Origin of the sequence: Krasilnikovia sp. MM14-A1259 (genome assembly GCF_047159535.1) — a bacterium.
Taxonomy (GTDB): Bacteria; Actinomycetota; Actinomycetes; order Mycobacteriales; family Micromonosporaceae; genus Actinoplanes.
The window spans coordinates 5,761,369-5,784,937 of record NZ_BAAGAJ010000002.1; the positions used below are offsets into that span (position 1 = coordinate 5,761,369).

Sequence of the window (23,569 nt, forward strand, 5' to 3'; positions counted from 1 at the left end):
TGCTAGGCCGCGTCGCCGCTGACCGCGGACTTGCCCGAGGCGGTCAGCAGTTCGTTGAGCGGGCCGAGGTCGTAGATGCCCTTGAGGTCGACGGGCTGCAGCAGCCCGACCTCCTTGGCGTGCTTGGCGCTGCCGTAGAGCGACGGCGCGATCGGGTCGACCGTGAACGTCAGGTTCGCGAACGCCGACTGCAGGACGGGCTCCTTGAGCGGCTTGCCGGTGAGCGCGGCGAGCTGGTCGTTGGTGGCCTTCTCGGCGGCGGCCTTGTCGGCGTTGAGGAAGTTCACCGCGGCGATGTGGCCCTGCAGCAGCTTCTTGACCGTGGTCGGGTACTTGTCCAGGAACTTCTGCGACACGATCAGGTGGGTGGTGACGAACTGGCCGCCGGGCCACAACGTCTTCTCGTCGACCAGCACCTTGCCCTTGGAGTCGGTCACCATCTTGGCGACGTTCGGCTCCGGCACCCACGCGCCGTCGATGGCGCCCTGGGCGAACGCCTGCACCGCGGTCGCGTTGTCCTGCGGCAGGATGGAGACGTCGCCGCCGCCCTGATGGTCGGCGTTGAGACCCTGGCTCTTGAGCCAGTACCGCAGCGCCACGTCCTGCGTGTTGCCGAGCTGCGGGGTGGCGATCTTCTTGCCCTTGAGGTCGGCGGCGCTGTTGATGCCCTGCCGCACGACCAGCGCGGCGCCGCCCGAGGTGGCCCCGGCGATGATCTTCAACGCGGTGCCCTTGGACTTGGCCCACCCGTTGATCGCCGGGTTGGGCCCGATGTACGTGGCGTCGATGGCGCCCGAGAACAGCGCCTCGATCGCGGCCGGGCCGGCGTTGAACGTCTTCGCCTCCAGCTTTGTCGTGCCCAGCGCCTGGGTGAACAGCCCGTTCTTCACGCCGACCAGGGCGGGGGCGTGGGTGATGTTCGGAAAGTAGCCGAGGCGCAGCGTCGCTGCCTCGCCGGTGGAGTCGGCCGAATTGTCGTCGCTGCAGGCACTCAATGCGGTCGCGGTGACCAGGGCGGCCGCCGCGAGGGCAAAGGCGCGGGTTATACGGGAGCTCATGTGCACTCCTAGGTGATTTGTACTGTGCTGGTGGCGGAGAGATCCGCCAGGGTCGTGGTGTCCAGCACGCCCTCGATGGCGTCCCGGACGGCCAGCCACACATCGCGGAGACCGGCGGCCGCCCCGTGGTAACGGGCGACCTCCGTGGGCTGTCCGCGTACGGAGCTCAGTGCACCTCCGGTCGCCCGGACGACGTCCCCGACCGCTATCTCGGACGGGGACCGGGTCAGGGCGTAGCCCCCTTCCATCCCGCGGTGGCTGTGCAGCAGCCCGGCGCGACGCAGATCGAGCAGGATGCCGTGCAGGAAGCTGAGCGGGATGTCCTGGGTCGCCGCGAGTTCTGCGGCCTTCACCAGCCGCGGGTGAGCGGCGGTGATGGCCAGCATGGCCCGGACGGCGTAGTCGGTGCGCGCTGAGACGTACACGGTGGTGACGTCCTCTCCCCGACGGTCGAGATCCAATTTTCCGCAATCTCGATCTGGTTGATGGGAATACTCGATGATGCAGGGTATGACTGTCAAGCGAGTGCTGTCACTCGATCGGGTTGCCCTCTACCAATCCTACGTGTTCAGTAGAGATTCCTCCGCGGAGGAGGCGCCATGCCCTTGCCCGCGGTGCTCCAGGCCGGCGAGGAGCTGCTGGCCGCGTACGACGGGCGGGCCAGCGCGGAGGAGAACTGGGAGGAGCGCACCGGCGTGGCGCGCGGGCGGCTCGCGGACGACGGGACGTTCGGGCCGCTCGCGGCGGAACCGGAGCCGCCGATCGGGTCGCCGTACCCGCCGCACGGGCTGCGCTACCTGACTCTGGCGCCTGCCGGGGGCCGGCACCGGATCTACTACGAGGCCACCCGCGCGGACGGGGCGCACGAGCTGCGTACCGAGCTGCTGGGCTGACGCCGGCCCGCACGCGCGGGAGCCGGCCAGTCCACCATCCGGCAATTCATCGTCCGCAATGGATTTCTGCGATTACAGTTTGTTCCATGCTGGACGGTGTGAGCGTACGGGGGGACACCGATGGGCATCTGCAGGCGTTGCGGGCGCTCAATGCGGTCAGCAAGCGCGTACACAGCAGCCTCGACCTGACCGAGACTCTCGACGCGGTGGCCGAGGGGGTGGTCGAGGCGGCCGGCTTCGGCCTGGCTGTGGTCAACCTCACCGAGCCGAACGGGGACTTCACGGTCGTCTCCGCCGCGGGCAGCGACGAGCTGCGCCGGTCGATGGTGGGCACCCGCGGCAGCGCCGAGCACTGGCTGGAGCTGTTCCGGCGTGCCGAGCGCTGGGGTGCGCTGTACTTCGTCGATCACCGCAAGGGCATCCCGGAGGACCTGTGCACCTGGATCCCGGACATCCCGGAGCCCGACGACCCGGACGGCTGGCACCCGCAGGACTGCCTGTTCGCCCCGCTGACGGCGCCGTCCGGCGAGTGGGTGGGGGTGCTCAGCGTCGACCTGCCCGACGGCGGGGTGCGGCCCGGCCCGCAGCAGATCGAGGTGCTGTCGCTGTTCGCGGAGCACGCCGCGATCGCCATCCTGCACGCCCGGATGCATTCCTCGCTGGAGCGCAGCAAGGCCCGCCTGCAGTACGCCGCGACCCACGACGCGCTGACCGGGCTGCCCAACCGCGCCTGCCTGCGCGCCCGGGTCGACGCGCTGCTGCGGCAGCCGCCCACCCGGATCGGGGTCATGGTGGTCGACCTGGACGGCTTCAAGTGGGTCAACGACGCCGCCGGTCACGAAGCGGGCGACGAGGTGCTGCAGGTGGTGGCCCGGCGGATGCAGCGGCACCTGCGCGAGGGTGACCTGCTGGCCCGCATGGGCGGCGACGAGTTCGTCGCCGTGCTGGTCGGCGTCGACGTCGACGAGGCGGTGCACGAGACGGCCGCCCGGTTCCGGGCGGTGGTCGCCCAGCCGGTCGTGGGGCGCACCGGGACACATCGGGTCACCGCCAGCGTCGGGTGCGCGATCGGAACGGTGACGGACGGGTTCGCCCAGCTCCTCGCGGTCGCGGACGCGGAGATGTACCGCGCCAAACGACGCCGGCTCGCCCCGGAGCCGGCGCCGCGCTGACTCCTTCCGGCTCAGCCGGTGAGCCGGAAGTAGTCGAGGTTGAACCCGCCGGTTTCGCAGTACACGGTGATGTCCTGCGGGCCGGCGTCGAGCACGACGCTCGCGTGCACCGACCGGTACGACGCCCATCCCCCGGTGTCGGGCACGGACACGGTGGCCAGGGTGCGGTCGGCCGCGTCGCGTACCGAGACGGCGCCGGGCGCGTCGGCCCCGGTGCCGTTGGCGACCCGCAGCTCCAGGTCGTACGTGCCGGGCGAGGCCACGTCGAGGCGGTACCGCGGCCACTTGCCGGGCGCCGTCCAGCCGACGTCGCGCCCGCCACTGGCCGACGGGGTGTTCTCCACGAAGTCGGCGCCGCCCTCGGCCCAGCCGTGCTGCGCCACGTACGCCTCGGCTTCGACCTTCTCGCCGATCGGCGCGCCGTGCGGCCGGACGGTCAGGTGCACCCGCACGTCGGTGGCGGCCCGCCCGTCGGTGACCGTGAACCGCAGGTCGCGTTCGCCGGGCTCGGTCGGGTGCAGGGTCACGACCCCGGTGGCCGCGTCGACGCTCACGCCGTCCGGCAGGTCGGTGGCGTAGAACGCCAGCGGTCACCGTCGGGATCGGTGGCCGACAGCGGCACCCGTACGGTGCCGTACTGGTCCGCGGTCACGTCCGGCACCGGGGCGGGAGCGGGCGGGTGGTTGCGCGGGTGCGGTGGCAGCGGGGCCCGCCAGCGCAGCGTGGCGTACGCGTGCGCGGGCACGGTCGCCACGAACGACCGTCCGGCCAGCACGACCCGGACCGCGGCGTCGGTGTCGTGGGAGTTGCCGAGGATCGCCGTCCAGCGGTCGCCGTCCCGGTACACGACGTTGGCGATCCCGCCGGTCGTGGCGCTGGACTCCACCCGGACGTCACCGGGGTTCAGGTAGCGGGCGAACTGGCCGAGCGCGGACAACTCGTCACGTACCCGGAAATCCCCGGTTCTCGTGTCCACGGTGACCAGCCGGTCCGGCCATGTCGTCGTGCGGGCCACCTCGTCCCAGTCCAGGTTGTTGTCCCGCGCCGGGGTCCAGTGCAGCGTGCCGCCGTCCTGGTCGGTCGCGGGCGCCCACAGCACGTACGAGGACGCGTCGAGCCGGAAGTCGGCGAGCACCGTGGCCGGGGACAGGTCGCTGGTCTCGGTCAGGTGCACCGGCTTGCCGTACTGCTCGTAGGCGTCGCGCATGACGGCCGGATCCCCCCAGTACGGGTGGAACGCGATCGCGTCGGCTGCCTGCCGGGCCCGCGGGTCGTCGAGGATCCGGTAGTAGTTCTTCGTGGTGGTGCCGTGCGGGTCGCGCCAGTCCCAGAAGTTGAAGTCGTGCACGTACAGCTGCGTGTCGAGGCGGGCCGCGGCGAACGCGTGGTCGATCGCGACCGCGAGGTGCTGCTGCTGCGTGACGTCGATGTCCATGGCCGGGTAGACGACGTCCATGCCGGGCTCGTTGAGCAGCGTCAGCGCGTCGATGCGGATGCCGTGCCGCGCGTACGCCTGGACGAACGTGACGTAGTACCGGGCGAGCACGTCGATGCAGTCGTCGCGCAGCTTGCCGGCCTGGTAGTAGTCCGTGGTGCTGCCCGGCTTGAGCGCCACCTCGCCGAGGAACCTGTGGTTCGTCTTCATCCACGCGGGCGCACTCCACGCGGAGGCGAAGAACGTCGCCCGCGGGTTGTACCGCTGGATCAGCTTGATCGTGTCGATGATGTGCAGGTCGAGGTCGCGCCGGAGGGAGAAGTACCGCAGCGCGAAGTCCTCGGTGACGCCCTCGGGCAGATCGTCCGCCGACCAGAACGGCAGGTGCTCGATGAGGTCGGGGCTGCCGATGGTGATCCGGAACCGGTCCAGGCCCGCGCCGGTCCGCGGGTCGACGAGCAGGCGGATCGCGGCGTCCCGCCGTTCCGGGCTGAGCTTCCACAGGTTGGACACGCTGGTCTCGTCCAGCGAGAAGCCGATGCCGGTGTAGCGCTGCCGGGTCCGGCTCGGGTCGACGACCACGGTGGCGTCCGCCGGCCCGCCGGACCGTACGGCGGCCAGCGGTTGCCAGGCGTGGTGCGCGCCGGTTGAGTAGGTGCCCGTGACCTGCGGGGATTCCGGTCGGGTGGCCGCGGCGGGCGGGCCCGTCAGCGCGGAGACGATGGTGGATGCGGCGATCAGTGCCACGATCCGGGAACGGCGCACGGCGCCTCCTCGGCGGTGCTGGTCTTGCCGGCCCCGTGGGGCCGGAAGCGAGCGTCCTTGATGGACGGAGTCTGCGCCGCTGTTCCGACTTAAGTCAAGGCGTAACTTTAGTGCGGTCAGGCGGTACCGGTATCGGCGGCGATCATTGCCTCCACCGGCATGATCGCGGAGCCGAGCGCCACCGCGTCACCGCCGAACGTGGACGGATGCAGGTCGAACTGTGCGCCGGGCCGGGCCAGACTGTGCCTGCGGACAGCCCGTTCCAGCGGCTCCGCGAGGCGTTCCATCAGCCGCAGCCCGACCCAGCCGCCGACGATGATGCGCTGCGGGTTGGTCAGGTTCACCATGTTGGCCAGGCCCATGCCCACGGTGTCGACGACCTCGTCGCGCAGCGCCGCCGCGGCCGGGTCGGTCTCGGCAGCGTCAAGGAACGCGCCGATCGCCTGCCAGCCGGTGCCGTCCACGGCCCCACCGGCCTGCCGCCACCCGTCCAGGATGGCGTCGGACCCGACGTACGCCTCCAGGCACCCGTGGCCACCGCAGCGGCAGAGCCGGCCGCCGCGCTGCACCTTCGTGTGCCCCCACTCGGCCGCGCTGGACGCGTACCCGTGGGTCAGGTGGCCCTCGTTGATCAGGCCGAGACCGACGCCGCGGCCCAGCAGCGCGACCAGGCAGTGCTCCACGTCGCGGGCGGCGCCGAACCACAGCTCCGCCTTGGCCTGGGTCTTCGCGCCGTTCTCGGCGAACACCGGCACGTCCGCGGAGAGCAGCTCGTCGACCGGCACGGGCGGCCACGGCAGGGTCGGCGCGTACAGGATCTGGCGGTCGCCCGCGACCGTCTCCACCAGGCCGGGCAGTCCCAGCCCGATGCCGAGCAGGCGCGGCCACGCATACGGATTGCGTTCGCGCAGCGCCGCGAGTGCGTCCGCGAGATCCTGGGCGATCGTCTCGGCGGACTCCTCGTGCCGGCCGCCGCGGAACTCGCGGTCCACCCGCTGCATGGTGAGGTCGAACAGCTCGACCGTGACGCCGCTCTCGCCGACGTCGGCGCCGATCGAGTACGCGGACTCCGGGCGCGGGCCGATCAGCGCGATCGGACGCCCGCCGCGCGACGACACCGAGCCGTTCTCCTGCACCAGACCCTCGCCGATCAGTTCGGCGACGAGCTTGGTGACCGAGGCGGGGGACAGGTCGCAGACCTGGCCGAGCTTGGCCCGGGTGGTCTCGCGGGCCAGGATGATGTGCCGCAGCACGAGCGAGCGGTTGCGCTGGCGCAGCGACGTCACCGTGGATGCCTCCGGGACGGCGAACCGTGCCCGCCCCGAGGTGAAACTGACGCCCATATGCCTCCGACAGCCGCTACCTGCGGACATGTCTACACCGCGGCGGCCGGTCAGTCCATCGCACGGGTGCCCCGGCCGGCGGCCGGAGCACCCGTGTCCGTGGTCAGTGGCGGCGGCCCCACGGCCCGGTGATCGCGAAGACCAGGCCCGGGTCCTGGATGTTCGCGAACAGGATGTCCGCGTTCCGGCTGAACGTGGGGCCGGTGAACTCGCTGTCGTTGAGCTCGTTGCGGGCCATCGGGTACGCCTCGCCGCGCTCGGTCAGGCCGATCAGGTGGTTCAGGCCCTCGCCGTCCTCGGCCATCATCAGCCCGCCCAGCGGCGACACCGTGATGTTGTCCGGACCGTCGAAGTTGCCCTCCGCGGCCGGGTCCGGGTTGACCCCGAAGATGGTCTTGAGCGTGACCGTGGCGTGGCGCGGGTCGTAGAACCAGACCTGGCCGTCGTGCTCGTTGCGGCTGCCGTCGTCCTTGCGGGCGTACGACGCGACGAAGTAGATGCCGCCGTCGCCGTACCACTGGCCTTCCAGCTTCCGGCTGCGGGTGATCTGGTCGTCGGTGAACTGCTTGCGCACCGACACCGTCGCCGCGAGACGGTCCGGCACGTCGACCCAGGTCACGTCGTAGCGGGTGCCGGGCTCGGTGGCCTCGGACAGGTCGGCCACGTGCTGCCCGTCCCGGGTGCAGCGCATCGCCTCCAGGGTGCCCGCGGTGTCACCGCCGGGGCTGAGCGCCAGCGCCCGCAGCGCGCCCTTGCCGCCGCGGAACCGGCGCGGCGGCGTCCACCGGAAGTACAGCCCGAGCGGCGTGTTGGCGTCCTCGGTCAGGTAGATCTCGCGGGTGTGCGGGTCGACCGCGACCGCCTCGTGGGCGTAGCGGCCGAGGAAGCGCAGCGGCAGCGGATCGCGGTTCGCCTCCCGGTCGACCGGGTCGACCTCGAAGACGTACCCGTGGTCCTTCTGGAACACCCCGCCCGCGCGCTGCTCGGTCTCCTCGCAGGTCAGCCACGTGTTCCACGGGGTGATGCCGCCCGCGCAGTTGTTGTGCGTGCCGGCCAGGCTCACGTACTCGCGGACCCGGGCGCCGTGGGAGTCCACGTCGATGGTGGTGGTGCCGCCCTTGGCGCCGGGGTCGTAGGTGAGGCCGGGCAGTGCGGGCACGCCGTACGGCTCGCTGCCGTTGATCTCGTGGTTGTTGACCAGGACCCAGCCGGAGCGGGAGCGGAAGCATGCCGTGCCGTCGGCGTCGCTCGGGGTCGGCTGGCCCGTTTCGAGCAGCGTCTCACCGGCGTGCGCGACGACCTCGTAGCGGAAGCCCTTGGGCAGCGCGAGCAGGCCCTTCGGGTCCGGGACGAGCGGGCCGTACCCGGCTGCGGGGCGGCAGGCGGCCTGGGCCTCGGCGGGACCGGCGATCGCGTCGAGGCTGCCGCCGATCGCGATGCCGAGACCGCCGGCCATGCCGGCCCGCAGGACGTCGCGGCGGGGGAGGGCACTGCTCATGGGTTCCTCCATGGAGTACGGGTGGACGGTGCCCCGTACGCAAGCGAACCGGGACAGCCGTGTCTCCCCCGGCCGGGCGACCGATCGATGAACACTGCGTGAAGGGTCGGGTGCGGCCCGTAGTCGGCCATGGCCGGACGGTCGTTTCCCGCGCGAGTGCCCGGCACGCGACCGGAACGCGTGCCGGGCAACCTGCGGCAGAGCTACGGGCGGATCCGCTCGACCGCGAGCGTCCAGTCGTCGAGGCGCACGCTGGTCGCCCCGGCCACCACACCCGCCTGCACCTGCACGCGGTACGTGCCCGCGGCGAGGAACGGCGAGGTGCGCTCGATCGCGTGGCTCTCCCAGTTGTCCGCGGTGCTGCCCGAATCGAACGCGAAGTCCGTGCCGACCACCGGGCTCAGCTCGATGACCCCGCCCGAAGGCGTGATCACGATGATGCGTACGGAGCACCAGCCGCCGCCGGAGCAGAACGACTCCGCGGTGTACCGGGCGTCGAGCATCCGACGCGTGCCGGCCGGAACGACGACAGTGGTGGTGGCGCCGGGCACGTTGACGAACGCGGCCGCGCTGGTGGACCAGGCGTCCGTCTGATGCACGAACTGCTGCTGCTCGGTGAACGTGCCGACCCGTGCGGTGATCACCGCGTGGGCGACCGTACCGGTGAGCACGACCGCCGCGGCTGCGGCTGTCGCCGTGAGAATCTTTGCGAGCCTGGACATGCGATCCCCCTCTGGTCCGCGCCGCGACCCCCCTGCCGGGCGCTGGGTCTCCAGGGTGGCGAGGAAAGGGTGCAATTCCACCGGAATCGGCGCCGGGTCCTTGATCCGACACGCGGCGCGTATGTCCTTCGTGGATTCGACGCATCGATCTGTTGTGGACAGCAGAGCGGATCTTGATCATGAGGTCGCCTCGCTGCGGCAAGTTACCGGTGGGTAGGTCCGGGGCTGCCGCGGCTCAGACCTGGCCGAATCGGATGCACGACCCCGTGGCCGGATGGAGACTACGGACATGACGGCGACTTCGACGGACCTCGACCAACTGTCGGTCAACGCGATCCGCACACTCGCGATGGACGCGGTGCAGGCCGCGAACTCCGGGCACCCCGGCACCCCGATGGCGTTGGCGCCGGTGGCGTACACGCTGTGGCAGAAGTTCCTGCGCTTCGACCCGGAGCTGCCGATCTGGGCCAACCGGGACCGGTTCGTGCTCTCCGCCGGGCACGCGTCCACGCTGCTGTACTCGCTCCTGCACCTGTCCGGGGTCAAGGCGATCAACGCCGACTACGAGACGATCGGGCAGCCCGCGGTCTCCCTGGACGACCTGCGCAACTTCCGGCAGCTCGAATCGAAGTGCCCCGGGCACCCCGAGTACCGGTGGACCTCCGGGGTGGAGACCACCACCGGGCCGCTGGGCACCGGCATCGCCACCAGCGTCGGCATGGCCATGGCCGAGCGCTGGCTCGCCGCCCGGTACAACAAGCCGGGCTTCGGCCTGTTCGACTACGACGTGTACGCGGTGTGCGGCGACGGCGACATGATGGAGGGCGTCGGCCAGGAGGCGGCCAGCCTCGCCGGTCACCTGCGGCTGGCCAACCTCTGCTGGATCTACGACAACAACCGGATCACCATCGAGGGCGCCACCGGTCTGGCGTTCAGCGACGACGTGGCGACCCGCTTCATCGGGTACGGCTGGAACGTCACCCGGGTCGGCGACGCCAACGACCTGGCCATGCTCGAACGGGCCTACACCGTGTTCCGGCAGGAGCAGGCACGGCCCACCCTGATCATCGTCGACAGCCACATCGGGTACGGCGCGCCCACCAAGCAGGGCACCGCGGCGGCGCACGGCGAACCGCTCGGCGTGGACGAGGTCCGGGCCGCCAAGGAGTTCTTCGGCTGGCCCACCGAGCCCGCGTTCCACGTGCCCGCCGAGGTGTACACGCAGTTCTCGAACGGCGTCGGTGCGCGCGGCGGCGAACTGCGGCACAAGTGGGAGGCCGAGTTCGCCGCGTACGCCCAGCAGTTCCCCGACCTGGCTGACGAGCTCAACCGGATGCAGAAGCGGACCCTGCCGGACGGCTGGGACGCCGACATTCCCACGTTCGAGGCGGACCCGAAGGGGCTGGCCACCCGCGAGTCCAACGGGCGGGTGCTCAACGCGGTCGCGGGGCGGGTGCCCTGGCTGGTCGGCGGGTCGGCCGACCTCGCCCCGTCCACCAAGACCCTGCTCAAGGGGGAGGACTCCTTCGAGCCCGGCTCGTACGACGGGCGCAACCTGCACTTCGGGGTCCGCGAGCACGCCGCTGCCGCGGTGGCCAACGGGCTGGCGCTGTCGAAGCTGCGCGCGTACCAGGCCGGGTTCCTGATCTTCCACGACTTCCAGCGCGGCGCGGTCCGGCTCTCCGCCCTGATGGAACTGCCGGTGATCCACACCTACACGCACGACTCGATCGGGGTCGGCGAGGACGGTCCCACCCACCAGCCGGTCGAGCACCTGGCCTCGCTGCGGGCCATGCCCGGCATGATCGACATCCGGCCGGCGGACGCCAACGAGGTCGCCGAGGCGTGGCGGTTCCTCATGCCGCTTCGCCACGAACCGGTCGCGCTCGTGCTGTCCCGCCAGGCGCTGCCCACCCTGGACCGGACCAGGTACGCCCCGGCCTCCGGCCTGGTCCGCGGCGCGTACGTGCTGGCCGACCCGCCCGGCGGCGACCCCGAGGTCATCCTCATCGCCACCGGTAGCGAGGTGTCGCTCGCGGTCGCCGCGCACGAGGAGCTGACCGCCGGCGGGGTGCGGAGCCGCGTGGTGAGCCTGCCGTCGTGGGAGCTGTTCGCCCGCCAGTCGAAGGAGTACCAGGAGAGCGTGCTGCCGCCCGCGGTGACCGCCCGGGTGGCGATCGAGCAGGCGTCCGCGTTCGGCTGGGAGCGGTACGCGGGCACCGAGGGCGCGATCGTGGCGATGTCCACGTTCGGCGAGTCGGCGCCGCTGAAGGCCTTGCTCACCCGGTTCGGTTTCACGCCCGAGGCGGTGGTGCAGAAGGCCCGCGAGCAGATCGCCCGGCACCGTGGGGACGCCTCCGCGGTCAGTGCTCCGGACCACGGCTGACATGCGAAACATCCGCCCCGCAGACGCGGGGCGGATGTTTCGTGCGGTGGCCGTTGCACCGGAGTTGCGGCGCCGGTGCGCGGCCGGCCGGGTCAGCCGTTGGCGCGGAACGCGACCCAGGCGTCGCTCATCCGCTTGGCCTGACCCGGGGTGAACATGTTCATGCACGAGTCCTGCGTGTAGTCCATGAAGTTGTGGATCGGGTCCAGCCCCGGTGCCGAGCACGTGTCCGCGCCCTCGGGGCAGTTGAACTGGGCAGTCGCCTCCGACGGCGTGTCGTCGACGTGGTCGCCCTTCTTCTTGCACCCGTTCTCGAACGTGTGCTCCAGCGCCAGCCAGTGCCCGGTCTCGTGGGTCAGGGTGTCGCCCTGCGAGTAGTCACCGGCCGTGCCGCCGGGCATCGTCTCGCCGATCATCACGACCCCGTCCATGAACGCGCGACCGGGCTTGGTGACCTTCTTCGGGAAGTACGACCAGCCGAGCACACCGTCCGCGATGTTGGCCGCGTACACGTTGAGCGTGCGGGCGTTCCCGGTGTACAGGGCGTTCTTCATGGCCTTCTCGGCCTTGCCCGGCTCGATGTTGTACCAGGCCGCGTTCACCGTCCACGTCGTACCGCTGAGCTTGAACCGGAACGGGGTGTCCGAGGCGTTCTTCGCGGTGCGGCCCGAGTACGAGTCGTTGAGGACCTTCACCTGGGCCGTGATCATCTGCTGCCAGCGGGCCTTCTCGGCCGCGGTGTACGCGTGGTCGGAGATCATGTGGAAGACGGTGGGGACGGTGACGCTGCCGTTCGGAAGCCGGCGCGAGTTCTTCATGCCGTCGTACACCTTGGCCTCGGTCGACCCGTACAGCTCCGGGTCCGGGACCTGGGCACCGCGGGCCAGGCGGGTCTCGCTGGGCGCCTGGGTGGCGCACGCCTTGACGGCGGGGGACGCCGCCAGGGCCGGAGCGACGCCGGGTGCCGCGCCGGCCGCCACGACCATCGCGGCCCCGCCCGTCAGCAGTGCCAGCCGCTGAGTCCAAGTCCTGTGCATATGCTGTGCCCTCCGTGATCCGGGATCGCCGGCGTGGCCCTCCGCGAGCGTGCCGCGGGCGACCTCCTCCGTGCCGTCGGGACACGCTGGTGGCGATCGCTCCATCAGTCGGATGCGCAACTCAACCGAGACTCAAGCCATGATCAGATCTGGCTCAAGAGCCTGTGCGCGCGGTCAGCCTTCGAGCGCCTGGCTGAGCGCGCCGACGCAGACGCGGTTGCGGCCCGCGCCCTTGGCCGAGTACAGCGCCTCGTCGGCGCGCGCGAGCAGAGTGGACGGCGTGCTGTCCGGTTCGGCGCTCGCGACGCCGATGCTCACCGTGACCGGCACCCCGTTCGTGATGCGCGCCCACGGGTGGTCGGCGACCGCGCGGCGCAGGTCTTCCAGCCGGAACGCCGCCCCCGCCAGGTCGGCGCCCGCGATGACGACCAGGAACTCCTCGCCGCCGAGCCGGGCCACGAACCCGGACGGGCCGGTGTCGATGCTCTCCAGCAGCCCGGCGACCGTGACCAGCACCCGGTCGCCGGTCTCGTGCGAGCGCAGGTCGTTGACGTTCTTGAAGTGGTCCAGGTCGAGCAGCGCGGCGATGACCTCGGTACCGTCGGCCGCCGCGTGGGCGAGCAGCGCGGGCAGCCGTTCGTCGACCGCACGGCGGTTCTGCAGACCGGTCAGCGGGTCGTGGCGGGCCTGCTCCCGGAACCACTCGGCCTGGCGGCGGGCCTCCTTGACCTCGAACACGGCCTGCCGGTTCCGGGCCTGGGCCTCCCGCTGCTCACAGTGCAGGGCCTTCTCCGCGGCGTGGTACTCGCGCAGCGTCAGGAACGCGTTCTCGAAGTCCCGGGCCGCGGCGTACAGCTCGGACTGCTCGTGCAGTGCGAACACGGATCGCAGGCGCAGCCCGTGGGTCTGGCACAGCTGCCGGCTCTTGTCGAGCGAGGACTGGGCGGCGTGCAGGTCGCCACGGCACCGCTGGGCCGTGGCGAGAGTCTGCAGCAACTCCGCCTCGGCGTCGGTGTCTTCTTTCTCCGTCGCGTACCGCTCCAGGGCCTGCCGGGCCATCCGCTCCGCCGCGTCGTAGTCGCCCAGCCGCAACTCCACGTGCGCGAACGTGTCCAGCTCCGAGGAGTCCAGCTCCCACCCGTACGCCACGCTCACCGCTTGCAGCCGCTCCAGGACCGCCTGGGCGCGCCGGGCGTCCCCGAGCGTGCACTCCTTGTAGGCGTAGTTGTTCAGCGCCATGGTGCGGCAGCTCACATTACCCAGGGCGATCGCTGCGCGCTCGGCCTGCTCGTACCGTTCCCGGGCCTCGGGCATGGAACCCGTGTCAGCCAGCGCGTCGGCGAGCTTGACCAGGTACGAGATGTGCTTGTCCGGCGGCGTGTTCTCGTCGAGCGCGTCCACCGCCTGGATCATGTGATCCAGATTGGCGTTCAGGTCACCCAGCGTGGTGTGCGCACGGGCCAGCAGCATGTGCGCCCGCGCGAGGATCGGGCGGCAGTCGTTGTCGCGCGCCCACGCGTGGACCCGCCACATCATCTTCATCGCGTCGGCCAGCGCGCTGCGGCGCTCGAGAAGGTCGGCGCGCAGCAACCGGGCACGCCACATCTGCATGTGCGCCCCGGCCGCGGCAGCTTCCTGTTCCACGTCCGCGACCAGTGAGAGGGTGCTGTCGACGTCGTAGCCGCCGCTCTTCTCCAGCTCGTCGAGCCGCGCGGACAGGTCCGAGGCCACCCGGGCGGCGTGGTCGTCGGAGTTGGTGGGCGCGGCGACCGGCCGATTCGTGGCCGACACGTCCATCGCGTTCCTCCCCCTCGTACCCAGCGTGCTCACATGCCCATTTGCGGACACCACATCGACGGCCCGGACGGCGACCTGAGCGCAACGGGGTCCGGTCGGGCCGGGTTTGAGACCGCGGTCACACCGGTGCCCACGGCCCGGCCGGTGCCAGGCGGGGCCGATTGACAGTCCGCCCAAAGCGCGTCTAGTCTCGCAACTCAGTGAGAAATGTGCGCCACGCTGCGCGCACGCCAGGGTCGAGAGGCGCTGCGACGGACCGATCCGCGAGAGCGGGCCGGGTCCGCCACGCTCGTCCCAATGGCTTCGAATCACTAAGGGCGCCTCCTACCCGGAGGTGCCCTTTCTGCATCTCCCGGTACATGGAAGCCACCGGCCGGTCCGCCCGGCCCACGCACGTGGCCGGCCCAGCCGGCTCAGGCACATGGAAGGGACGCAATGAGCGCCAAGCTGCAAGAGATCAACGGGGTCCAGTTCGCGGTTGCCGACCTCTCGCTGGCCGGCTTCGGCCGGCACCAGATGCGCCTCGCCGAGCACGAGATGCCCGGCCTCATGTCCATCCGCGAGGAGTTCAAGGCCGCGCAGCCGCTGCGCGGCGCACGGATCGCCGGCTCGCTGCACATGACCATCCAGACCGCCGTGCTCATCGAGACGCTGGTCGCGCTCGGCGCCCAGGTCCGCTGGGTGTCCTGCAACATCTTCTCGACCCAGGACGAGGCCGCCGCGGCGATCGTCGTCGGCCCCGAGGGCACGGTCGAGGCGCCCTCCGGCACCCCCGTCTTCGCCTGGAAGGGCGAGACGCTGGAGGAGTACTGGTGGTGCACCGAGCAGCTCTTCGACTTCGGTGACGGCCTCGGCCCGAACATGATCCTCGACGACGGCGGCGACGCCACCCTGCTCGTACACAAGGGTGTCGAGTTCGAGAAGGCCGGCGCGGTCCCCGCGACCACCGCCGAGGACAACCACGAGTACACGATCATCCTCGACACGCTGCGCCGCAGCCTGGCGTCCGACGGCCAGCGGTTCACCAAGATCGCTGCCGAGATCCGCGGCGTCACCGAGGAGACCACCACCGGCGTGGCCCGCCTCTACAAGTTCGCCAAGACCGGCGAGCTGCTCTTCCCGGCGATCAACGTCAACGACTCGGTCACCAAGAGCAAGTTCGACAACAAGTACGGCATCCGCCACTCGCTGGTCGACGGCCTGAACCGGGCCACCGACGTCATGCTCGGCGGCAAGCTGGCCGTGGTGTGCGGCTACGGCGACGTCGGCAAGGGCTCGGCCGAGACGCTGCGCGGCCAGGGCGCCCGCGTCGTGGTCACGGAGATCGACCCGATCTGCGCGCTGCAGGCGGCGATGGACGGCATGCAGGTCGCCCGGCTCGAAGACGTGGTCTCCGAGGCCGACATCTTCATCACCACCACCGGCGGCACCGAGATCATCACGACCGAGCACATGGCCGCGATGAAGCACAACGCGATCGTCGGCAACGTCGGCCACTTCGACGACGAGATCGACATGGCCGGCCTCGCCAAGGTGCCGGGCATCGAGAAGGTCGAGGTCAAGCCGCAGGTCCACGAGTGGCGCTTCCCGGACGGGCACGCGATCATCGTGCTCTCCGAAGGCCGCCTGATGAACCTCGGCAACGCCACCGGCCACCCGAGCTTCGTCATGTCGAACTCGTTCACCAACCAGGTGATCGCCCAGATCGAGCTGTGGACCAAGCCCGGAGACTACGACAAGCAGGTCTACGTGCTGCCGAAGCACCTGGACGAGAAGGTCGCCCGGCTGCACCTCGACGCGCTCGGCGTCCGGCTGACCACGCTGACCAAGAAGCAGGCGGAGTACCTGGGCGTGGACGTCGAGGGCCCGTTCAAGCCCGAGCACTACCGGTACTGACGACAAGGCGGGCCCGCTGTCGGGCCAGGTCCGGCCTTTCTGGCATAAACAGCCGAGGGTGGGCCACCAGCATCGGTGGCCCACCCTCGGCTGTGTGATCAGTCCCGGCCGCTGGACGTGGCGGGGAGCCGGCGTACCCAGCCCGCGGCCGTGTGTCGCGGCACGCCGTAGTGCGCGGCCACGGCCGAGGTGCTGCCGAGCCGTTCCAGGACGGCAGCCAGGTCCTCCGGTGCCCGCCGGTACGCCCGGCTGGACGACGACGCGGCGGTGTCGCTCGCGGCGGCCTTCTTGCGCGAGGTGCCCGCCGTACCCGTCGCGGTGGCCTTGTTGCCGGTCGCCTTCCGCGACGCCGCCTTCGTGGCCCTCTTCCGCGGCGCAGCCGTCCTGGGGGTTTCCCCCTTCGTCGTGGCCTTGATGTCGCTCGTGGAGGGCCGTGCCGTCTTCGCCGGCGTGGCGGTCGCCGGCGTGGTGGCCTCGGCGGTCACCTCCGGTGCCTTGGCGGCCGCCTTCCTCGTGCTGTGGGTGCCGGTCGGACCGGTCGTCTTCGTCGCTGCGCCGCGGGTGCTCGCCGGGCCGGTCGTCTTCTTCGCCGCGCTTCGCGTGCTCGCCGGGCCGGTCGTCGTCTTGGAGGCGGCGGTTGCCTTCTTGGCCGCGGCGCGTGTGCCGGCCGGGCCCGTTGTCTTCTTGGCTGCAGTTGACGCCTTCCTGGCCCGGCGCGTGCCGGTCGGGCCAGTGGGTTCCTCGGCCGCGTCGTGGGTGCTTTCGGCGTCCGTTACCTTCGCCGCTGCGTTGCGTGCGGTGGCCCGGCGGGCCGCCTTCTTCGCCGCCTTGCGGGGAGCGGCCGTCGCCTTCCGCGTGGCGCCGCGGCCGGTCGTGGCGGGTGCCGCGGCGGCTGCATCGCCGCCCGGCGCGGACGCGTCGGTGTCGGCTGCCGGTGCCTCGGTTTCCGCCGTAACTGTTGCGGGCGCCGGTTCCGCGACCGTGGTGGCCGCCGGTGCGACGGTGTCGGCGGGAGTCGATTCCTCAGCGATGTGGTCGGCTGCCAGAGTCGCTTCGGGTTCCGCGGTGACCGCGGTGTCGGCCGCGGCCACGGTGTCCGTGGCGTCCGTGGCGTCCACGGTTTCCGTGGTCGCCGCGGGCTCCGCCGGTGCGGCAGTGTCGGCTTCTGGCTCCACGTCGACCGGGGTGGTGGGTGCCGCGGCGCCGATGGCGGAGGCGGGGGCTTCCGGCGTACCGGCGGTCACCGCGTGGTCGGCATGCGGGGCGGCCACGCTGATGGCCTGGAGCAGCAGGCCGACGTCGACGGTGGGCATCTGCCGTTCCCCGTGGAGACCGTCGGCGGAATGCAGGTGCACATCGGTGATACGGACGTGGCCGTCCGTCGCGCCGACGACAAGAGTCGTCGTGACACCGTCGTCATGATGGGGAGTGATCGTGATGGTGTAGGTGTCCATGAGAGTCCTTCGGGGATAGGGGAATGAGTCTGCGCCTGAGCGCCTTCCCCCGAGAGGCGATGTCGCCGACCGTACCTACGATTGGTGAGGCTCGCCAATGTACCTGTTCGATATCGGGTGAGGTCAACGCACCCGCCCCCGGCGTCAATGGCGTTGTGTTCGTCGTGTCGGAACGCCTCCTGCGGCAACGAACCCTCCACCGGCGACCATTGTGGATGGCCATTGGTGATCGCCCACTGGTGTATCTGGTGACCACTGTGGGATGCGTCGTCGCCGCGGGTTCGGTCTGGGTCGCGACGGACGGCAATGCGGCGAATGCCACCACCAGATTCACCACCGCTCTGGGCGAGCTCGACAGGATGGTCGACTGGACCTTGATGCGGGCCGGGCGGTGGAACAACACCGAGGACGATCCGGACCGTCAGCGCCGCCGTATGGCCGAGTTCCTCGTGCGCCGCGAGGTCCCTCTTCAGGTGTTTCACCAGGTGGCGGCGTACATTGCCGAGTATGCCGCCCAAGCCCGCGTGGCCCTGGGTGGGCATCCGGTGGCGAAGCGACTTGTTGTCAGACCCGACTGGTACTACGGGTTCGGGTGAAGGAGGTGTTGAGGATGATCGAGGAGAGCCACGGCAATCTGCTTGAGGCCGACGTCGACGCGATCGTCAACACCGTGAACACCGTCGGGGTGATGGGCAAGGGGATTGCTCTGCAGTTCAAGCGGGCACACCCGGACAACTATCGTGCTTACCGCGAAGCGTGCGGTCGGGGCGACGTGCAGCTCGGTCGGATGTTCGTGTTCGATCGCGGGATCATCGGCCCCCGAAGGTTCATCATCAACTTTCCGACGAAGGCCCATTGGCGCAGCGCGTCCCGGCTCGATGACATCCGGGTCGGCCTGGGCGATCTTGTCGAGGTAGTCCGGAGCCTCGAGGTCTCCTCCGTCGCCGTCCCTGCGCTCGGCTGCGGGAACGGTGGTTTGACCTGGGGCGAGGTCCGGCCGCTGGTGGAGGCCGCCGCTGCCGCGATGCCACGGGTTCGGTCGTCGTGTTCCCTCCCGAGGGGGCGCCCGCACCGGAGAGCATGCCCGACGCCACTCCGCGCCCGGATCTGACGCAGCTACGTGCCTTGCTGCTGGCCACGGTCGGTGCATACCTTCGCCGTGCCCGCTTGCAAGAGGTTCGGGAAGGGGTCAGCGAGCTCGAAATCCAGAAGCTTGCTTACTTCCTCCAGCTCGCTGGTGCGCCGTTCAATCTCTGTTTCGTCCGGGGTCGGTACGGTCCGTTTGCCGATCGTCTCGGTGGTGTTCTGACCGCCCTGGAAGGGCATTACCTCACCGGCCTCGGCGACCGGTCGGCCAGAGTGACCGAGTTCGCGCCGATCAAGCCTCTGCCGGGTGGTCACGAGGCCGCCATGGAGATGGTCGAGCAACATCCCGAGCAACGTGCGCGTCTCGATGCGGTCCTTGACCTCGTCGACGGGTTCGAGGCGCCGTACAGTCTGGAGTTGCTGGCCACGGTGCATTTTGCGGCGGTCCAGGAGCCGGCGACCGGTGACGTCGCGGAGCTGGCCGCACGTGTCGCGGCATGGAGCTTGCGTAAGGCCCGCCTGTTCACCGATGAGCACGTCCAGCTTGCGGCGAATCGGCTCGCCGAGCACCGTCTCCTGCCCGCGTAGCTCAATCCGCCTTGTGATCTCTTCAATCCCTCCGGGCGGCGTGATAGACATAGATCTCTGCCGATTCCTGCCGCGAGGATCTTGGCCATGGGTCATTTGACGGTTCGGTCATTGGTGATTCCTGCGATCGTCGCGGCGCTGGCGCCCTCGCCCCCGGCGCCCGTTCCGCGGAGCCCGCATGCCGCACCGCACGCGGTCGCCGCGGCCGAGGCGTGGACGCCGCCGTTGAGCACCCGCGGCCGGTACATCGTGGATGCCACCGGGAAACGGTTCAGGTTGCGGTCGGGCAACTGGCATGGTGCGAGCGGCACCTGGACCGGCACGGGCGATGTGAACGACGACGCCAACCACCACGCCGGGGAGAATTCCGGTCGTATTCCCCTGGGTCTGGACCGGGCCCCGATCGCCCAGATCGTCGCCGGTTTCCAGGACCTCGGCATCAACAGCATCCGGCTGCCGTTCTCCAACGAGATGGTGCATGACCGTCAGCCGGTGACGGACGCGGCCGTGGCGGCCAATCCGCAGTGGCGCGGGCTGACCCCGCTGCAGGTGTACGACGCGGTGGTCGCGGCGCTGACCGGAGCCGGTCTCGCGGTGATTCTGAACAATCACACCAACACCACGCGCTGGTGTTGCGGGGTCGACGGGAACGAGCGATGGAACGCGAGCCAGGCCACCTCGGCGTGGGAGGACGACTGGCTGTTCATGGCCCGGCGCTTCCGCGACAATCCGCGGGTGGTCGGCGCGGATCTCTACAACGAGGTGCGCCGGTCGGTGTGGGACGACCCGAACTGGGGACTGGGGGACGATCACGACTGGTTCGCCGCGTCGCAACGGGTCGGCGACCGCATCCTGCAGGAAGCCAACCCGAACCTGCTCATCGTCGTCGAGGGCATCAACTGGACCGGGATCCCGGTCGACGGTTTCCCGCACGGGCGCCCCACCCTGACGCCGGTGCGGTCGTTGTCGCACACCCTGGTGGTGTCCGGCAAGCTGGTCTACTCGGCCCATTTCTACGACTACACCGGGCCGAACCACAGCGGGGCCACGGGTATCGGCGAGACCAGCGACCCGCGATACCGCGACCTGAGCCGTGACCAGCTCTACGACGTGCTGTATCAGCAGGCGTTCTACGTGGCGGCCGAGTCCGACCGGCATTTCACCGCGCCGGTGTGGATCAGTGAGTTCGGCGTCGACGGGAATCCGGGGACGCCGCAGATCTCGCGGGATTGGTTCGCGAACTTCGTCGACTATCTCATTCGGACGGATGCGGATTTCGCGTACTGGCCGCTGGTCGGGTGGCTGGAGAACCGCGGTAACAACGGGTGGGGGTTGCTGTTCTGGGACCGGGCCGGGCGGCGCGCCGACGTGTTCGGCGGCGGCGACTGGCGCGCCGATGCCTGGGCCCGGCTGGTCGGCTCCGCGGGGCGGACCGGGCAGGTCGGTCCGGTGCCACGCTGGTCGATGCTGAGTCCCGACCACGGTGACTTCATCCAGTCGCTGCGGATGCGGTCCCGCCCGGACTGGGATCCGGGGGCACGAAAGGCGGCCTGCCCGGACGGGCAGCGGCTCACCGGCGTGGCCCACTCCGGCAACCGGGGGTTGTGCACCGACACCGCTGCGGGCGATCTGTGGTCGTCGTCGGGGGCGTACACGGTCGTGGTGGACGAGCGGTACGTACCGCCGGCTGGCGACTGGGCGTCGGGCTACACCAAGCTGCAGTGCCCGTCCGGGTCCTTCCTGGTCGGCTACGCCGTCCGCGGCGCCGCGGTGTCGAGCGTCCTGTGCGCGGCGTCCGGCGTGGCGCTGGGCACCGCCGGGCGCACGGTCTGGTTCGACCGCGGCGACAACCGGCCCTCGGACGGGGCCGGCGGTGACTTTGCGTACGGGCGGTACAAGGGCCAGTGCGGCAGCCAGGAGTACGCCGCGGGGATCGCGTACACGGGCCGGTTCGGTTCGTCGCGGACGCCGGACGCCCTGTACTGCCGCAGCCTGCGCTGATCGGAGCCCCCGAGTTTCATCGACGGGTATTGACGTCGATTCCGGAATGATGTGTCATTCATCAATGGCTCGAACCGCAGAACCCGGCCGACGCGACGCGATCCTGGACGCCGCGCACACCGTCTTCGCCCGCAAGGGCTACGCCGCCGCAGGCATCGCCGACCTTGCCGGTGAGCTCGGCATCGGCCACGGCACGGTGTACCGGTACTTCGGCAACAAGCGTGACGTGGCCTCGGCCGTCCTCGAACGGGCACTGGGACGCATCGCCGAGGTGGTCGCCGCGGAACTGCCCGACGCCACCGAGACCCTCGACGAGTACCGCGCTCAGGTGTGGCGCATCGGCCACCGCCTGTACGAGCTGTTCGCCGCCGATCCCGCGCTCGGCCGGCTGGTCTTCTTCGACCTCGCCACGGTCGACGACGACCTGCGCGGGCGGCACCGGGAAGCGCTCGAGCGCTTCGCCGACTTCACCGCCGCGTACCTGAGAAACGGGGTGGACCGCGGTTTCCTCCGCGCCGACCTCGACGTCGAGGTCACCGCGCGGGTGGTCAACGGCATGGTGTTCGAGGGTGCCGCCCAGGTGGCCCGTGACCCCGCCGCGCTCGCACTGCGCGACGCCTGGATCCGGGCCGTCGTGACCCTGATGTTCGACGGCCTCGCCGCCCCCACCCCCTGAGAGGAAACCGTCATGGTCCAGGTCGACGTGTTCTGGTCATACGCCATCGGTGCCGGGTGCGGTGCCGCCGCCGCCCGCGAGACGCTGCGGGAACCCACCCGCGAACTGCTGACCGACCGTCGGCTCACCGCCACCGTGCTGTTCCTCGGCTGCGTGTTCGCGCCCAGCGGGATCTGGCTGCTGTGGAGCTTCCCCGGCTGGGAGACGATGCACGCGGCGGACACGCACACCGACCTGCCCGGCTGGCTGGTTGCCGCGTTCGCGATCACCAACATCACCCAGGGGGTGCTCGGCTACGTCGTCGCCCAGACGCTGTGGCGGCGCGGCCACCACTACCTGGCCTGGCTGCAGATGCCGCTCGGCTATCTCGCGATGTTCTTCGTTCTTGCGTACGGCTGGGACGGCACGGGATACCGCCGGTTCTTCGCCGCGACGACGGAGGACTGGCAATCCGGCAGATTCGATCCGGTGGGGTTCCTCTCCAGCGACGTGGCACTGACCCTGTACGCCATGGGCGTCGTCCTCGTACCGCTGCTGGTGTGGATGAAGGCGAGCTGGTGGGCGCGCGGCCTGCGTACCGTGGGCGTGCCGGGTCCGGGGCCGGCGCGGATCGCCGGGCTCGTGCTGCTCGCGGTCTTCGGTCTGGGGTTGGGCACGGCGGTCGCCGCCGCGGTGCTGCTGACCCTGCTCGGCCCCGGCTTCGGCGTGGCCGCGGTGACCGTACTCGTGGTGGCGGTCATGCATCCCCGCAGCGTGGGCGGGCTGCTGGCTCGTCCCTTCCTCGCCGGTTCCGACGCGGCCTTGAATCCGGTACCCAGGTACGGCCTTACCGTCGATGCATGACGGTGCGTGAGGCCGATGCCGGGTGGGAAACCGTGGCGGATGACAGGCAGGTCGGGGGCTGCCGGTGCTGCCTCACCGGCCCGGAGAGTGCGCCGGCGACGGACACCGAGCACGCCCGTGGCTCAGCCGGCGACGTGCGGGCCCGGCTCGTGGCCGGGGCCACGCGGCTGGGCATCGGCGGGGCCGAGCTGGCCGAGCTGGAGGCGCTCGCCGAGCGCGGGGACTGTGCCGCCGTGCGGCGCCGGACGGCGCACATTGTCGACGGGCTGCTGGCCGCCGCCGAGCTGCGCGTGGTGGAACAGATCGAGCACGCCGCCCGGGCGGGCGGCAACGGTCCCGGGGACGCGGCCTCGACGGCGGACCAGCAACGGGCGGTCACGGAGCTGACCGCGCAGGTGGCGCGGCTGCAGGCGGCCGCGCACCGGCTGGCCGAGACCCAAGCTCCCTCTCTGGTCGAGCCGCAGGCAGCCCTTCCTCGGGCGGCCGAGCCGCCGGGACAGGGCGCATGTGACGAGGCGTGCCCGTGCGCGACGGTCGGCGCCGCTGAGATCACGCCCCGGATCCCGGCGAGCCGCGCCGCACTGACCGGCGACTCGGACCTGGTGTGCACCATCGCCGGCGGCGCCGAGGCGATGCACGCGCGGGTCGGCGAATGGCAGGCCGTCCTCGCCACCGCCACCGGGCGGGAACCTGCTGCCGGCGGGGTCACGCTGACCTTCGCGTACGACCCGGCCGTGACCGTGGAGCTGGCCCGGCTCGCGGCGGCCGAGTACGCGTGCTGTTCGTTCTTCACGTTCGGCATCACCGTCGGGCCGCCGGGGGTGCGGTTCACCGTGGCCGCACGGCCGGATGCGGCCGACGTCGTGGCCGCGCTCTTCGGCAGCGCGGGAGCCACGACCCCCCGGCGCGCCGACTGACC

The 23,569-nt window shown here is 70.8% G+C and carries 21 protein-coding genes; 11 read left to right on the forward strand and 10 right to left on the reverse strand.

Features of this window, described 5'->3' with window-relative positions:
- Positions 1-2: 2 nt before the first annotated feature.
- Together ACMCNK_RS26080 and ACMCNK_RS26085 are read right to left on the reverse strand one after the other, a co-directional pair.
- Complete coding sequence (locus ACMCNK_RS26080; RefSeq protein WP_412738995.1) at positions 3-1,058, reverse strand: ABC transporter substrate-binding protein; 1,056 nt, start codon at positions 1,056-1,058, stop codon at positions 3-5.
- Between the two features lie 8 nt (positions 1,059-1,066).
- Entirely contained in the window at positions 1,067-1,483 is a 417-nt protein-coding gene (locus ACMCNK_RS26085) for an RrF2 family transcriptional regulator (RefSeq protein WP_412738996.1), read from the reverse strand.
- 174 nt (positions 1,484-1,657) lie between these two features.
- Here ACMCNK_RS26085 and ACMCNK_RS26090 point away from each other — a divergent pair, with 174 nt between their 5' ends.
- The gene (locus ACMCNK_RS26090; protein WP_412738997.1) at positions 1,658-1,951 is read left to right on the forward strand and encodes a hypothetical protein; all 294 of its coding nucleotides are present in this window, start codon (positions 1,658-1,660) and stop codon (positions 1,949-1,951) included.
- 86 nt (positions 1,952-2,037) lie between these two features.
- Positions 2,038-3,123 (forward strand): diguanylate cyclase domain-containing protein, encoded by a 1,086-nt coding sequence (locus ACMCNK_RS26095; protein ID WP_412738998.1) that lies wholly within the window; start codon positions 2,038-2,040, stop codon positions 3,121-3,123.
- An 11-nt stretch (positions 3,124-3,134) separates the two neighbouring features.
- Here the strand turns inward: ACMCNK_RS26095 and ACMCNK_RS26100 are convergent, their stop codons facing one another.
- The 5 genes from ACMCNK_RS26100 to ACMCNK_RS26120 all read right to left on the reverse strand — a co-directional run bounded on the left by ACMCNK_RS26100 (position 3,135) and on the right by ACMCNK_RS26120 (position 8,886).
- Positions 3,135-3,677 (reverse strand): carbohydrate-binding protein, encoded by a 543-nt coding sequence (locus ACMCNK_RS26100; RefSeq protein WP_412738999.1) that lies wholly within the window; start codon positions 3,675-3,677, stop codon positions 3,135-3,137.
- Positions 3,674-5,323 (reverse strand): glycoside hydrolase family 30 protein, encoded by a 1,650-nt coding sequence (locus tag ACMCNK_RS26105; protein ID WP_412739000.1) that lies wholly within the window; start codon positions 5,321-5,323, stop codon positions 3,674-3,676. Before ACMCNK_RS26105 ends, ACMCNK_RS26100 begins: the two co-directional genes overlap by 4 nt.
- A 116-nt stretch (positions 5,324-5,439) precedes the next feature.
- On the reverse strand, positions 5,440-6,666 hold the full coding sequence (locus ACMCNK_RS26110) for an ROK family protein (protein ID WP_412739001.1): 1,227 nt from the start codon (positions 6,664-6,666) through the stop codon (positions 5,440-5,442).
- 103 nt (positions 6,667-6,769) lie between these two features.
- Entirely contained in the window at positions 6,770-8,164 is a 1,395-nt protein-coding gene (locus tag ACMCNK_RS26115) for an alkaline phosphatase PhoX (protein ID WP_412739002.1), read from the reverse strand.
- Positions 8,165-8,367: 203 nt separating this feature from the next.
- Entirely contained in the window at positions 8,368-8,886 is a 519-nt protein-coding gene (locus tag ACMCNK_RS26120) for a hypothetical protein (protein WP_412739003.1), read from the reverse strand.
- Positions 8,887-9,175: 289 nt separating this feature from the next.
- Here ACMCNK_RS26120 and tkt point away from each other — a divergent pair, with 289 nt between their 5' ends.
- Positions 9,176-11,272 (forward strand): transketolase, encoded by a 2,097-nt coding sequence (gene tkt / locus ACMCNK_RS26125; protein ID WP_412739004.1) that lies wholly within the window; start codon positions 9,176-9,178, stop codon positions 11,270-11,272.
- A gap of 92 nt (positions 11,273-11,364) precedes the next feature.
- Here tkt and ACMCNK_RS26130 read toward each other — a convergent pair whose 3' ends face one another.
- Together ACMCNK_RS26130 and ACMCNK_RS26135 are read right to left on the reverse strand one after the other, a co-directional pair.
- Positions 11,365-12,309 (reverse strand): zinc metalloprotease, encoded by a 945-nt coding sequence (locus ACMCNK_RS26130; RefSeq protein WP_412739005.1) that lies wholly within the window; start codon positions 12,307-12,309, stop codon positions 11,365-11,367.
- A gap of 174 nt (positions 12,310-12,483) precedes the next feature.
- Complete coding sequence (locus ACMCNK_RS26135; RefSeq protein WP_412739006.1) at positions 12,484-14,106, reverse strand: diguanylate cyclase; 1,623 nt, start codon at positions 14,104-14,106, stop codon at positions 12,484-12,486.
- Positions 14,107-14,541: 435 nt separating this feature from the next.
- Here ACMCNK_RS26135 and ahcY point away from each other — a divergent pair, with 435 nt between their 5' ends.
- Entirely contained in the window at positions 14,542-16,002 is a 1,461-nt protein-coding gene (gene ahcY / locus ACMCNK_RS26140; RefSeq protein WP_412739007.1) for an adenosylhomocysteinase, read from the forward strand.
- A gap of 98 nt (positions 16,003-16,100) precedes the next feature.
- Here ahcY and ACMCNK_RS26145 read toward each other — a convergent pair whose 3' ends face one another.
- On the reverse strand, positions 16,101-17,456 hold the full coding sequence (locus ACMCNK_RS26145) for a hypothetical protein (RefSeq protein ID WP_412739008.1): 1,356 nt from the start codon (positions 17,454-17,456) through the stop codon (positions 16,101-16,103).
- A gap of 23 nt (positions 17,457-17,479) precedes the next feature.
- On the opposite strand from ACMCNK_RS26145, the gene ACMCNK_RS26150 reads away from it, so the two are divergent.
- The 7 genes from ACMCNK_RS26150 (at position 17,480) to ACMCNK_RS26180 (ending at position 23,567) form a co-directional block, all read left to right on the forward strand.
- Positions 17,480-18,052, forward strand: coding sequence for a DUF4433 domain-containing protein (locus tag ACMCNK_RS26150; protein WP_412739009.1), 573 nt, complete (start codon positions 17,480-17,482; stop codon positions 18,050-18,052).
- Between the two features lie 14 nt (positions 18,053-18,066).
- Positions 18,067-18,567 (forward strand): macro domain-containing protein, encoded by a 501-nt coding sequence (locus ACMCNK_RS26155; RefSeq protein WP_412739010.1) that lies wholly within the window; start codon positions 18,067-18,069, stop codon positions 18,565-18,567.
- Positions 18,537-19,130, forward strand: a complete 594-nt coding sequence (locus ACMCNK_RS26160) for a hypothetical protein (RefSeq protein ID WP_412739011.1) — start codon at positions 18,537-18,539, stop codon at positions 19,128-19,130. The genes ACMCNK_RS26155 and ACMCNK_RS26160 overlap by 31 nt, the downstream gene beginning before the upstream one ends.
- Before the next feature lie 114 nt (positions 19,131-19,244).
- Positions 19,245-21,131 carry a glycoside hydrolase family 5 protein gene (locus tag ACMCNK_RS26165; RefSeq protein WP_412740998.1) on the forward strand — a complete coding sequence of 629 codons (1,887 nt, stop codon included), beginning with the start codon at positions 19,245-19,247 and terminating at the stop codon, positions 21,129-21,131.
- A gap of 64 nt (positions 21,132-21,195) precedes the next feature.
- Positions 21,196-21,807, forward strand: a complete 612-nt coding sequence (locus ACMCNK_RS26170) for a TetR/AcrR family transcriptional regulator (RefSeq protein ID WP_412739012.1) — start codon at positions 21,196-21,198, stop codon at positions 21,805-21,807.
- Between the two features lie 12 nt (positions 21,808-21,819).
- On the forward strand, positions 21,820-22,650 hold the full coding sequence (locus tag ACMCNK_RS26175) for a hypothetical protein (RefSeq protein WP_412739013.1): 831 nt from the start codon (positions 21,820-21,822) through the stop codon (positions 22,648-22,650).
- Positions 22,647-23,567, forward strand: a complete 921-nt coding sequence (locus tag ACMCNK_RS26180) for a hypothetical protein (RefSeq protein WP_412739014.1) — start codon at positions 22,647-22,649, stop codon at positions 23,565-23,567. The genes ACMCNK_RS26175 and ACMCNK_RS26180 overlap by 4 nt, the downstream gene beginning before the upstream one ends.
- Positions 23,568-23,569: the final 2 nt, after the last annotated feature.